The 13375-nt window shown below is 58.9% G+C and carries 6 protein-coding genes and 1 pseudogene; 2 read left to right on the top strand and 5 right to left on the bottom strand.

The genetic code is table 11. The features are described 5' to 3' along the window. Positions 1-307: 307 nt before the first annotated feature. Positions 308-1699 carry a NarK family nitrate/nitrite MFS transporter gene (locus OGY07_RS05945; protein WP_042283584.1) on the bottom strand — a complete coding sequence of 464 codons (1392 nt, stop codon included), beginning with the start codon at positions 1697-1699 and terminating at the stop codon, positions 308-310. Between the two features lie 352 nt (positions 1700-2051). Between OGY07_RS05945 and narX the strand changes: the two genes are divergently transcribed. Together narX and narL are read left to right on the top strand one after the other, a co-directional pair. Next, positions 2052-3848 (top strand): nitrate/nitrite two-component system sensor histidine kinase NarX, encoded by a 1797-nt coding sequence (gene narX, locus OGY07_RS05940; RefSeq protein ID WP_286599281.1) that lies wholly within the window; start codon positions 2052-2054, stop codon positions 3846-3848. Further along, entirely contained in the window at positions 3841-4491 is a 651-nt protein-coding gene (gene narL / locus OGY07_RS05935; RefSeq protein ID WP_012906023.1) for a two-component system response regulator NarL, read from the top strand. The genes narX and narL overlap by 8 nt, the downstream gene beginning before the upstream one ends. Here narL and OGY07_RS05930 read toward each other — a convergent pair whose 3' ends face one another. From OGY07_RS05930 to OGY07_RS05915, 4 genes and pseudogenes are all read right to left on the bottom strand, one after another. Next, on the bottom strand, positions 4492-5898 hold the full coding sequence (locus OGY07_RS05930) for a YchO/YchP family invasin (RefSeq protein WP_199957888.1): 1407 nt from the start codon (positions 5896-5898) through the stop codon (positions 4492-4494). A 101-nt stretch (positions 5899-5999) separates the two neighbouring features. Continuing rightward, positions 6000-8581 (bottom strand): annotated as a pseudogene (locus tag OGY07_RS05925) (nitrate reductase). Further along, a complete protein-coding gene (gene nirB, locus OGY07_RS05920) occupies positions 8578-12570 on the bottom strand; it encodes a nitrite reductase large subunit NirB (RefSeq protein ID WP_286599277.1) in 3993 nt (1330 codons plus the stop codon). The pseudogene OGY07_RS05925 and the gene nirB overlap by 4 nt, the downstream one beginning before the upstream one ends. Positions 12571-12580: 10 nt before the next feature. Further along, positions 12581-13369, bottom strand: a complete 789-nt coding sequence (locus OGY07_RS05915; RefSeq protein WP_042283593.1) for an ABC transporter ATP-binding protein — start codon at positions 13367-13369, stop codon at positions 12581-12583. Positions 13370-13375 lie beyond the last annotated feature (6 nt).

Below are 13375 nucleotides of genomic sequence, written 5' to 3'. Positions count from 1 at the left end.
TGGGAATTGATAACGATCAAGGCAGACCGGGAACAAAACGACGGGTAAATTTGGTTATACCCCTTTGGGGGGATTTAACAAAGATAAATAAGTCACTGTTTTTAATGAAAATATTTTCAGGCATTGATACGCTAAATGTTAAATTTTACCGGGATGGGTATTAAGGGGTATGCCCCCTGCATGACCCCTTTACGCCGATGTAACCGACGGGCTAAGCGTCTAAAAACTCATCAGTATGTTGTAACTAATTGCAGGATAAAAAAAGCGCGGTCTAACACCGCGCAAAGGATAATCAATAACGACTTTTTTATTTATTGGAATGACGCCCATATACCAGCCAGGTGATAACCACGCAGGCGATATAGAAGAACAGGAACACTTTCATTGCACCAACCGGCGAACCGGTTAACGCCAGCGATGTGCCGAACGCTTTCGGGATAAAGAAACCGCCAATCGCGCCAATGGCCGAGATAAAGCCCAGCGCTGCCGCCGTGTCGGTAGCCGCTTCTCGCATCGCTTTCTCTTCCGAACCGCCTTCCGCTTTTACGCGGTCCATCGTCAGCTTACGGAAAATCACCGAGATCATCTGAAACGTTGAACCGCTCCCCAGCCCGGCGGTCATGAACAAGGCGAGGAACACCACAAAGAAGGCGATAAAGCTGCCGCCGGTACCGTTTGTGGGCAGCGTCAGGAACAACAGACCGCTGAATATCGCCATCAGCACGAAGTTCACCAGCGTGACGCGGGTACCGCCGAGACGGTCGGAAATAGCCCCGCCCGCCGAGCGCGCCAGCGCGCCAATAAACGGTCCAAAGAAGGCGTAATGCAGAATCTGTACATCAGGGAACTGAGTTTTCGACAGCATCGCAAACCCGGCAGAAAAGCCGATGAACGAGCCAAACGTCGCCAGATACAGCAGGCTCATGATCCACAAGTGGCCGCGTTTCAGGACCGGTAGCTGCTCTTTCAGAGACGCTTTGGAAGTCGCCAGTTCATTCATACCAAACCATGCGGCCAGGGTGAAAATGGCCAGGAACGGCACCCAAATCCACGCGGCGTTCGCCAGGTACAGCTGCGAACCGTCGGGTTGTTCAACACCGTGACTGCCGAAGAGGGCGAAAATGGACAGCGAAACCACCAGCGGCGCAACCAGTTGCATGACGCTCACGCCCATGTTGCCGAGACCACCGTTCAGACCCAGCGCGCCACCTTGCTTCTGTTTTGGAAAGAAAAAGCTGATGTTCGCCATACTGGAGGCAAAGTTAGCCCCGGCAAAACCGCACAGCAGAGAGATCAGAATAAAAGTGCTGAACGGCGTGGAGGTATCCTGTACCGCAAATCCTAACCATACGCATGGCACAATCAAAATCCCGGTGCTGAAGGCGGTCCAGCGGCGACCGCCAAATACTGGCACCATGAAAGAGTACGGCACACGCAGCAGCGCGCCGGAAACTGACGGCAACGCAGTCAGCATAAACAGTTGATCGGTGGTGAAGTTAAATCCTACCTTCGGCAAATTGACCGCCACAGCACTGAACAACATCCATACGCAAAACGCCAGCAGCAGACAAGGGACGGAAATCCACAGGTTGCGGCTGGCGATGCGATGACCCCGTTGCGCCCAGAATGCCGGATCTTCCGGACGCCATTCTGTAATTACTGCTCCAGATGCCCTTTCAGGGACGGATGAATGACTCATAGACACCTCTGATACTCGATTTAATGTCTGCCACCTTAGGGTTTACGGGATTTGGTAAGTTGATATAAATCAAAGGAAAAGCCGTCATTCTGCGGCCCAAAAAATGATGATCACCCTAAGTGAGTAGCGCGTATCGGTAAAAAATATGTGGTTTTTCACCATACTGAGTCACCCTACTCCCTCCTTCGCAAAACCCCTGCCACTCGCGGCAATTAAGAGGTAACTCGTTTTAGGTATGGGTATACTCCAGGTGATAGCCGAGAATAACGCCACTGCCCGCCCTCGCCCGCAGTATCGTCATTCATTGGGGTCACGACTCCCCGCAGCCAGTGACCTGAAGGAAGAAGGTTTTATGCTTAAACGTTGTCTCTCTCCGCTCACGCTGGTCAACCAGGTAGCGCTTATCGTCATGCTCTCCACGGCTCTTGGGATGGCGGGAATGGCTGTTTCCGGCTGGCTGGTACAGGGCGTTCAGGGCAGCGCCCACGCCATCAACAAAGCCGGTTCGCTGCGCATGCAGAGCTATCGCCTGCTCGCCGCGGTGCCGCTACAGGGTAACGATCAGAAATTGCTGGACGAGATGGAACAGACGGCATTTAGCCCGGAGCTCACCCGCGCCGCGCAGCGCGACGGCCAGCAGGCTCAGCTTAAGGCCTTACAGGCATACTGGCGCAGCGAGCTGTTGCCCGGTCTGCAACAGGCCAACAGCCGCGAGGCGGTCGCCGCTGACGTCGGACGCTTCGTTACCGGTCTGGATAATCTGGTTTCGGCGTTTGACCATACCACGGAAATGCGTATCGAACGCGTGGTGATGGTACATCGGATGATGGCGATTTTTATGGCGCTGCTGCTGGTCTTTACCATCATCTGGTTACGCGCGCGCTTGCTTCAACCCTGGAAACAGTTGCTGTCGATGGCCCGCGCCGTCAGCCATCGCGACTTTACCCAGCGCGCACGCATCAGCGGACGTAACGAGATGGCAATGCTCGGCGATGCGCTGAACAACATGTCTGACGAACTGGCGGAAAGCTATTCAGTTCTCGAGCAGCGGGTAAAAGAGAAAACCGCCGGGCTGGAGCAAAAGAATCAAATCCTTTCGTTCCTCTGGCAGGCAAACCGCCGTCTGCACTCGCAGGCGCCGCTGTGCGAGCGTCTCTCGCCAGTGCTGAACGTACTGCAAAACTTAACGCTGCTGCACGACATTGAGCTGCGAGTTTATGACCAGGAAGATGAAGATAATCATCAGGAATTTACCTGTCAGTCTGACAGTAGCTGCGACGACAAGGGCTGCCATTTGTGTCCGCGCGGAACATTGCCGGAGAGTGACGGCGGCATGACCCTGAAATGGCGTCTGACCGACACCCACACCCAGTACGGCATTCTGCTGGCAACCCTGCCGCCGGGCGGACACCTGAGCCACGATCAGCAGCAACTGGTCGACACGTTAGTCGAACAGCTTACCGCTACGCTGGCGTTGGATCGTCATCAGGAACGCCAGCAGCAGTTGATTGTCATGGAAGAGCGTGCAACCATTGCGCGCGAACTGCATGATTCCATTGCCCAATCGCTGTCCTGTATGAAGATGCAGGTCAGTTGTTTGCAAATGCAGGGTGACACGTTACCGGAAAGCAGCCGCGAGTTGCTGAGCCAGATCCGCAATGAACTGAACGCCTCGTGGGCGCAATTGCGCGAACTGTTAACCACTTTCCGGCTACAGCTGACCGAGCCTGGACTGCGTCCTGCGCTGGAAGCCAGTTGCCAGGAATACAGTGCCCGCTTTGGCTTTACGGTAAAACTGGATTACCAGTTGCCGCCCCGCCTGGTGCCGTCGCATCAGGCTATTCACCTGCTGCAAATTGCCCGCGAAGCGTTAAGCAACGCACTCAAACATTCGCAGGCCGATGAAGTGGTCGTCACTGCGGCGCTAAAAGGTAAGCAGGTGAAATTAACCGTCCAGGACAACGGCTGCGGCGTGCCTGAAAACGCCGAACGCAGCAATCACTATGGCATGATCATTATGCGTGACCGGGCCCAGAGCCTGCGCGGTGATTGCCGGGTGCGCCGTCGCGAGACGGGAGGCACTGAAGTCGCTGTCACCTTTATTCCCGAAAAATACTTCACTGAAGTGCAAGGAGATACCCATGAATAATCCGGAACAGGCAACCATCCTGCTCATCGACGATCATCCGATGCTGCGGACCGGCGTCAAACAGCTTGTCAGCATGGCCGCGGACATTACCGTGGTCGGCGAGGCCAGCAATGGCGAACAGGGTATTGAACTGGCGGAATCGCTTGACCCGGATCTGATCCTGCTGGACCTGAATATGCCTGGCATGAACGGTCTGGAAACCCTCGACAAGCTACGGGAAAAGGCGTTGTCCGGCCGTATCGTTGTGTTCAGCGTCTCAAACCATGAAGAAGACGTGGTCACCGCGCTCAAACGCGGCGCGGATGGCTACCTGCTAAAAGATATGGAGCCGGAAGATCTGTTGAAGTCCTTACAGCAGGCCGCCGCCGGCGAAATGGTGCTGAGCGAAGCGTTAACGCCAGTGCTGGCCGCCAGCCTGCGCGCCAACCGCGCCACTTCTGACCGCGACGTGACCCAGCTTACCCCGCGCGAGCGCGATATCCTGAAGCTCATCGCCCAGGGTCTGCCAAATAAAATGATCGCCCGCCGTCTGGACATCACCGAAAGCACGGTAAAAGTTCACGTCAAACATATGCTGAAAAAAATGAAACTGAAATCGCGTGTAGAAGCCGCGGTATGGGTGCATCAGGAACGTATCTTCTGATTACTCCTCCGGGAGCAGTCGCCAGCGCGGATCGTCATCCGGCATCGCCATAAACGGCTCCGTTAGCGCAAGCGTGATCTCATTGGAGGAGACACGCTGACCTTTTTCGTCTTCCACCACCACCGACAGCCGCCAGCGGTTGGTCGCTCCTTCACTGCTGTCCCATGCTGGCATAATGATCGTCCAGCCATCAATGCTGTCAGGATCAGGCCCGGAGGTCAGGCTCAGCGCCTGGGTATCGCCCTGCCAGGTCAGGTGGCGCACTCCGTGCAGACTGCGCACCTGGAGTTTCAGCGCTACCGTTTCTCCGGCATGCAGATCCCACGGCGGCGTCGCCAGAAACACGCTCAACGTTTTGCGCTGACGATATTCCATGGTAGGCAGGTTGTTACGCTGTGGATTGTCATAGCGACTGCCGCGCAGTGATTGACTGGCCGCCACTTCGCTGGCTGACAATTGCTTTTTCAGCGGTACGCCGAAGCGATAGTTGAGGTTCAGGCCAAGATTGTTCTGGCTGACGCCGCTCTCGCCCTGCTTGTGCTGGGCGGTCACCGTGACCAGCGGCACCGGAGTGTAATTGAGCCCCAGACTCACCGCCACCGGATTATGGTAGCCCGTCCCGGAGTCAAACAGATCGACGCTGTCGCCAAAATATTGTTCCACACTGACCCGGGTATTGAGGTGCTGGTAGAACGGCATACGCATTTCCGCGCTGAGGTCATATCCGCGCGCCATCCGCTGTTCCAGCGTATCCGTGTGCGTCTGCCAGGAGGCGAACGGCTGGTAATAATTCGCGGACAGGCGTAAATATTCTCCCCACGCTTCCGCTCCCAGCCCTGCGCGCTGCAGGTTTTCATCGAGAAGATTGTCGTAAAAGGTGTTATAGCCCAGCAACCAGCCGTCGCGCGCCCAACGCTGTCCGATACCGACATTGCTCACCAGCCCATCGTCCTGTTGCGTCAGGCCCAGTTGACTCCAGGTGAGGTAGCGGGTGTTATCCTGCCAGGGGATAAACCAGCTTCCGCGGCTACCGTTGAAATTGCCTTCGTTGTCGACCTGGACATTGACGCTGGCGTTGCCCCACGGCGACAGCCAGGTTTCCAGTTGCTGGTTCACCTGCTCGCTGAGGGCGTCGCGCACCTGTTCGAAGGCGAACTGTTTCGCCTGCTCGCCCGCATCCAGGCCGTTATCGGTCATACTTGCTTCGCCAAAGGCCTTCATCATTTCCGCGAAATGCTTTTCCCCCTCGTTTGACGTTGGGGTCATTCCCAGGTCGGGCAAACCATCCTGATTATTATCGAACGGATTCTCGGCCTGATGGATAAACGTAGATTGCGCGCAGGCGTGACCGCCCGCCAGCAGCAGGAACAGGGAGAACAGCGTGGGATGAGAAACAAAACGGCTCAAATCAGCGGCGGCTTCTTACGTCTATCGATCAATAAAACACGGTAAAAGCCTATCCGATTTTTCGCCGTTTTGCAGGCTTTCTCACACTTTCAGGATAATCCTTACGCTTTGCAGGGAAGCATCCGCGCCAGAATCGCTTTTAGCTCCGGTACGCAGGAGCCGCAGTGCGTACCGCAACGCAGGCTTAACCCCAACGCCGCCACCGAGTCGCACCCCTGACCTATGGCCTGAGCAATGGTTTTCTCCCCGACGCTAAAGCAACTGCAGACGATCGCCCCCGGATCGGCTTGCTCGCCGTCAGCGTTTCCGCTCAGCAGCGCATGGCGCGCCCTGGCGGTTTCCGGCGGCTGGCGAAAAGCGGAGACGATCAGCGCCTCATCAAGCGCAGGCAGTAACGTTCCTGACCAGAACCCGGACATCAGCCTTCCCTGATGCCAGGCGAGCAGATGCTGCCCGTACGGCGTCGTGGCCCGCTGTATCTGCCAGCCCTGCTCAGTGTAGTGATTTTCCAGCCAGTCGGTAACGGGACGATCGGCAGCCAGCGTATAGCGCAGCCCGCATCGCGTGGCTTTTCGCCAGCGGTGAACATAAGGCGGTAGCGTCAGCGGATCGCGGCAGAACAGCTCCCCCTGCCAGCGCGGCTGCCACGGGGTGATACGCACCGCCGTCTGTTTGCTTTCCGGCTGACCGGAATGCGGGTCACACACCGGCGCGACCAGCGCGTTCACCCTCCCCTGACGGGCAAACTGATTGTTCCAGTGCATAGGTGCAAAAGCGCTCCCCTCGCGCTGACCGGGGTGTATCATCACCCTTGCGACCATCACGCCGCGCGGCGAATGGATCCGGCACAGAGCGCCGTCAACAAGCTGAAGTCGCGCGCCATCCTGCGGCGACAGCTCGACGGTCGGTTCGCTGATATGCTGCATCAGGCGTGGGACATTTCCGGTGCGGGTCAGCGTATGCCATTGGTCGCGAATGCGCCCGGTATTGAGCACCAGCGGATACAGCGGATCGCCGCAGGTATTCATGCCCTGCGGCGCAACCGGCACCATCCGCAGACGCCGCCATGCCGGCGGCGCGTCTTGCGTGCGGCTTACCGGCCAGCGTACAGGCGTCAGATCCTGCCACTGTTCACGGCAGAGTGCCGCCAGCGCGCCGATATCAAATGCCCGCTCACCGTTATTTTCAAACCCGGAAAGCGCCGCATGTTCGCGAAAGACCTGCCACGCGTCCTGCCAGGCAAATGCGCTGGCGAATCCCAGTCGTTTCGCCATTTGCGCCACAATCCACCAGTCGGCGCGCGCTTCGCCGGGCGCGGGTAAAAACGCCCGCTGGCGCGAGATCCGCCGTTCGGAGTTGGTTACTGTGCCATCTTTTTCCCCCACGCCAGCGCCGGAAAACGGATATGCGCATAACGGCTGGTATCCGTCTTTTCCATTACCTCGGAGACAATCACCAGTGGGCACGCCGCCAGCGCCTGACATACCGCATGGCTGTCCGGTAGCGACACCGCAGGATTGGTGCCCATGATCCACACCGCTTTGACCTCGCCGCTGGCGATAGCCGCAAACAAATCGACCGCCATCAGCCCCGGCGTTTGCGCCAGGCGTTCCGTCCCCCAGAAACGGGCGACGCGCGACACGTCAGCGGGTTCAAAATCCATGTGAGCGGCAAGCTGGGTCGCCAGTCCGCCGACCTCGCGACCGCCCATCGCGTTTGGCTGTCCGGTCAGCGAAAAGGGGCCGCAGCCTGCGCGGTTGACCTTTCCGCTGGCGAGGTGAACGTTGATAATAGCATTACACTTGTTGCTGCCGCTGGCCGACTGGTTAATGCCCATGGAATAAAGCGTGATGGCGGTCCGGGCGCTGAGAAACCAGTCATAGAAGGTGGCGACGGTCTGCCGTTCCAGCTCGCAAAATTCCGACACCCGCGCCAGCGGCCATTCGTCAGCCAGCGCCAGCGCCGCCTGACCATCGACAAAGTCGCTGTTCGCCAGCCCACTCTGCTGAAGCGCGTGGAGCAGACCGACAAACAGCCCGCCGTCGCTGCCCGGCGCGAGAGGAAGATGAAGGTCGGCGATGTCACAGGTGGGCGTACGGCGCGGATCGATCACCACCACCCGCATCGACGGGTTGTCGGCCTTTGCCTGCGCCAGGCGCTGGTAGAGCACCGGATGCGTCCAGGCGGCGTTTGAGCCGACCAGGATCACCAGTTCGCTCTGCTCGACGTCCTCGTAACTGCACGGCACCACGTCTGCGCCAAAGGCGCGTTTGTAGGCGGTTACCGCCGACGACATGCAAAGTCGGGAGTTGGTGTCGATATTGGCGGCGCCGATAAAACCTTTCATCAGCTTGTTCGCCGCGTAATAGTCTTCGGTGAGCAACTGACCTGAGGCATAGAACGCGACCGCCTTCGGACCGTAACGGTCAATAATCGCCTGCAGCCGATGGCCTGCGGTATCCAGCGCCTGCTGCCAGTCGGTGACTTCACCGTCCACGGTCGGGTGCAGTAAACGTTCCGCCAGCCCGGTGGTTTCGCCGAGTGCTGCGCCTTTCACGCACAGCCGCCCATAGTTTGCCGGATGCGACGGATCGCCTCTTACGGTGACGCCCTTTTCGCTTACCTCGGCAATTACCCCGCAGCCGACGCCGCAGTAGGGACAAGTGGTTCGGGTTTCGCTCATGATGCCTCCGCGCGCAGCAGCAGCGCCTGATTGCCGACCCACACCGTCCCGCCTTCCACTTTCACCGGCCACGCGCGTACCATCGGTTCGCCGCTGTCGCACTGACGGCCATCGCGCAGGCGAATACGCTGTTTATACAGTGGTGAAATGACGATCGGTTCGCCGCCGGCGTCGCCCAGAATGCCGCGGGAAAGCACGTTGGCGTCGCTGCCCGGCTCGCGATCGTCCAGCGCGAACACCGTTTCGCCAAAGCGGAACAGCGCAATCTGCCGCTCACCCAGTCGCGCGCCGACGCCCAGGCGTTCCGGGATCGCCTCAACGTCGCACACCGCCTGCCAGGGTCGCTGGTTTTCCTCCTGCGGCTGGCTGATGAGGGTTGACCGGAACAACGCCAACTGCTGCGGGTCGTTCAACGTGGTTTGCCACTCACACTGGTAGCTTTCCACCACGCGCGCCATCTCCTGCTCCAGCTCGTCGGCAATGCCGAGGCTATCGTTGAGGATCACCTCGCGGAGGTAAGCAATGCCGCCTTCGAGATTATCCATCCAGGTACTGGTACGCTGTAAGCGGTCGGCCGTGCGAATGTAGAACATCAGAAAGCGATCGATGGTGCGTATCAGCGTGTCGCTGTCCATATCGCTGGCAAACAGATCGGCGTGACGCGGCTTCATGCCGCCATTGCCGCACAGGTACAGGTTCCAGCCCTTATCGGTAGCAATAACCCCGACATCTTTGCCCTGTGCTTCGGCGCATTCTCGGGTACAGCCGGACACCGCCATTTTGATTTTATGCGGCGCGCGCAGCCCTTTATAGCGATGCTCCAGCCTCACCGCCAGTCCGGTGGAGTCCTGTACGCCGTAGCGACACCAGGTCGAGCCAACACAGGATTTCACCGTCCGCAGCGACTTGCCGTAGGCGTGCCCGGTTTCAAATCCGGCGGCAATCAGGTCGCGCCAGATATCCGGCAGTTGCTCCAGTCGCGCGCCAAAGAGATCGATGCGCTGACCGCCCGTAATTTTGCTGTACAGCCGATAGCGTTTGGCGATCTCGCCCATCGCGATCAACCCCTCAGCCGTCACTTCTCCCGCCGCCATTCTTGGCACAACCGAATAGGTACCGTCTTTCTGAATATTGGCGAAAAAACGATCGTTGGTATCCTGTAGCGGCCTGTGCGCAGGCTTCAGCAGATAGTCGTTCCAGCACGAGGCCAGCACCGAACCGACCAGCGGCTTACAAATTTCGCAGCCGTGGCCCTGTCCGTAGCGACTAATCAATTGCTCAAAGGTATGGATCCGGTTAACCCGCACCAGGTGATAGATCTCCTGACGCGAATACGAGAAGTGTTCGCAGATATCCTTTTTGACCTCCACGCCCTGAGCGGCAAGCTGATGTTCCATCACCTGTTTAACCAGCGCGCTACAGCCGCCGCAGCCGGTCGCCGCCTTGGTGCACTGCCTGATCGCGGGGATATCGGTTGCGCCCGCGCTGACCGCCTGGCAGATATCCGCTTTGCTGACGTTATGACAGGAGCAAACCTGCGCGCTGTCCGGAAGCGCCGCCACGCCGAGGGCAGCAGGCGCGCCAGCGGAAAGCGCAGGTAAAATCAGCGACTCCGGCCGGGCGGGAAGCGCAATCCCGTTCAGCATCATCGGCAACAGCGTGGCGTAGTCGCTCACGTCCCCCACCAGCACACCGCCGAGCAACGTTTTGCCGTCGGCGCTAACGACGATTTTTTTATAGATTTGCTCAGGACCGTCGGTCCACTGGTAGCTTTTTGCGCCTGGCGTGCGGGCCTGCGCGTCGCCAAACGAGGCGACATCCACGCCCAGAAGTTTCAGTTTGGTGCTCATGTCCGCGCCGCTAAAACACGCCGACTCCTGCGCCAGTCCGGCGGCAACCACTCGCGCCATCTGATACCCCGGCGCAACAAGTCCATAAATCCGCCCTTCCCAGAGCGCGCATTCGCCAATGGCGTAAATGGCGTCATCAGAGGTCAAACACCGGCTGTCTATGCGGATCCCCCCGCGTTCACCGACGGCTAATCCGGCGTCGCGCGCCAGCGCATCCTGCGGGCGGATCCCGGCAGAAAAGACCACCATATCGGTTTCCAGACGCTCGCCATCGGCAAAATGCAGGATCAGACCGTCCGCCGTGGTCACAATCCCGGTGGTCGCTTTCGCGGTGTGCACGCCTACGCCCAGCGCGTCGATTTTCTCGCGCAACATCGCCGCGCCAGCGTCATCCAGCTGCACTGCCATCAGGTTTGGCGCAAATTCAACAACGTGCGTTTCCAGCCCAAGCTGGCGCAGCGCGTTTGCCGCTTCCAGCCCCAACAACCCGCCGCCGATCACAACCCCACGACGCGCCGCTTTGGCCTTCGCCGCAATGGCGTCCAGATCGTCCAGCGTGCGGTAAACAAAGCAGCCAGGCGAATCATTGCCCTTGACCGGCGGCACGAACGGATACGATCCGGTAGCCAGCACCAGCTTATCCCAGTGGGTTTCATGACCGCTGGCGGTACGAATTATCCGCCTCTCCCTGTCGATAGCGACGACGCGCTGCGACAGTCGTAACTCAATGCCGTAGCGGATAAAAAAGCCCTCCTCCACCAGCGACAGCGACTGCGCGCTACGTCCGGCAAAGTATTCCGACAAATGTACCCGGTCATAGGCGGCGTGGCGCTCTTCACCGAATACCACAATCTGATACTGCTCATGCAGGTTGCGGCTTACGCACTGCTCAAGGAAATGGTGGCCTACCATTCCATGTCCCACAACGGCCAGCGTCGGTTTTGTCATCGTCTTCAGTCCTGCAACCGTCGGTTGCGTGTCAAAGTGGTCGAATAACCAGTCAGGATGTGCCGTCGCGCGCTGCGCCAGCAGTTCGGTAAACGGCGCGGCGCTGCGGCAATCGCCCATCAGTAACGCGCCGGCAAGTTTGCCGCCACGAATAAGCAGACGCCGATAATGTCCGCTGAGTGGATCAAGGCTGGAATACACCTCGTCGCCGGGAAGGGTTTCCACCGCGCCTGCGCTGAACAGGTCAATGCCGGTCACTTTCAGGCGGGTTCCCGACTCCTGCCAGCGAAAACCGTCCTGCGGCGCGCCACAAAGACGGGCCGCCAGCACCGCCGCCTGCGCCAGACATGGCGCGACCAGCCCCCATGTCTGACCGTTGATTTCACAGCACTCGCCCATGGCGCTGACATTCGCTATGTTGGTACGTAACTGCGCATCAACAACAATGCCGCGCTGGCACGCAATGCCGCTTTCCTGCGCCAGACGAATATTGGGCTTCACGCCGGTGGCGATAATCACCCGATTTGCCGCCAATACCCGCCCGTCCTGTAGCGTCACGGTCTGTTCTGCAATACGCGCGATGCCGGATGAAAGGAAACAGTGGATCCCGCGGGTGGTGAGTTGCGCTTCCAGTAGCGCACTGGCCTGATGGTCAAGCTGTTGTTCCATAAGACGATCTGCCCGGTGCACCAACGTGACGTTGTCACACAAATAGCGTAACGCCGCGGCGGCTTCTACCCCGAGCACCCCGCCGCCCAGTACTATCGCGGGGCCACCTGTCTGCCGGATCTTTTCTACATCCTGGACGGTGCGGAACGCCGTGACATGCGCCTGGTCAGCCCCCTCAACCGGCGGGATAAAAGGGTCGGAACCGGTGGCAAAAACCAGCTCATCCCAGCCCAGGCTGCGCCGGGTGGTGGTAAGCGTTCTGGCGTGGACATCGACGGCGATCACCGCCTCCCCGTTCAGTACCGTAATACCGTGGTCGCGATACCATTGCGGCGCGTGCAGCACCGTTTCAGCAAAGGGTTTTTCGCCACCGAGCACCGGCGTCAGCAGGATGCGGTTGTAAGCAGGCTGCGGCTCATCGCCAATCAGAGTAATGCGATACCGACGCCGTTCGTCGGCAACGAGTATTTCCACCAGTCGGGTGGCCGCCATACCGTTGCCGATAATCACCAGTCGCGTCATCTGCTCCTCCTTACGCCGCCTTCGGCTGTTTTTCGTAGAGGAAATGGAGCACCCGCTGACGCAGGTTGTGATAACGACTGTCGTCTGCCAACTGCACGCGATGGCGCGGGCGCGGCAGATTCACCGCTAAAATCTCGCCTACCGTCGCCGCCGGACCGTTGGTCATCATCAGCACACGGTCAGACAGCAGTACCGCCTCGTCGACGTCATGGGTAATCAGCACGATAGTGGTGTTGAGCGACTGCTGGATGTGCATCACCGTGTCCTGCAGATGCGCGCGGGTCAGTGCGTCAAGCGCGCCGAACGGCTCATCCATAAGCAGCACTTTCGGCTTCATCGCCAGCGCCCTTGCGATCCCCACGCGCTGCTTCATGCCGCCGGAAATTTCGCCGGGGTGTTTGCGCATGGCGTGGCCCATCTGCACGCGCGCCAGATTGTGTTCGATCCAGTCGCGCCGCTCGGCTTTGCTCATGGTGCGACGAAAGACCTGATCCACCGCCAGCGCCACGTTGTCGAAACAGGTCAGCCATGGCAGCAGTGAATGATTCTGAAACACCACCGCCCGCTCCGGCCCCGGTCCGGCAATTTCGCGGTTATCGCAAATCAACCCGCCTTCACTGGGCAATGTGATGCCGGCAATAAGGTTCAGCAGCGTGGATTTACCGCAGCCCGAGTGGCCGATCAAACTGACGGTTTCCCCTTCGTGAATGTCAAAGGAGACATTTTGCAGCGCCAGAAACTCGCCGCTGGCGGTTGAAAAGCGTTGGCTGACCGCCTGTATCTGTATTAACGGTTTCATGTTTGC

The sequence above is a fragment of the Citrobacter sp. Cs237 genome, assembly GCF_030332325.1.
Classification (GTDB): Bacteria; Pseudomonadota; Gammaproteobacteria; order Enterobacterales; family Enterobacteriaceae; genus Citrobacter_A; species Citrobacter_A sedlakii.
This window is presented reverse-complemented; position numbering and strand designations above follow the sequence as displayed.

Excerpts from the sequence above, each read along its gene's own strand:
- OGY07_RS05945 (WP_042283584.1), bottom strand. The coding sequence starts at position 1,699 with ATGAGTCATTCATCCGTCCCTGAAAGGGCATCTGGAGCAGTAATTACA.
- narX (WP_286599281.1), top strand. The coding sequence starts at position 2,052 with ATGCTTAAACGTTGTCTCTCTCCGCTCACGCTGGTCAACCAGGTAGCG.
- narL (WP_012906023.1), top strand. The coding sequence starts at position 3,841 with ATGAATAATCCGGAACAGGCAACCATCCTGCTCATCGACGATCATCCG.
- nirB (WP_286599277.1), bottom strand. The coding sequence starts at position 12,570 with ATGACGCGACTGGTGATTATCGGCAACGGTATGGCGGCCACCCGACTG.
- OGY07_RS05915 (WP_042283593.1), bottom strand. The coding sequence starts at position 13,369 with ATGAAACCGTTAATACAGATACAGGCGGTCAGCCAACGCTTTTCAACC.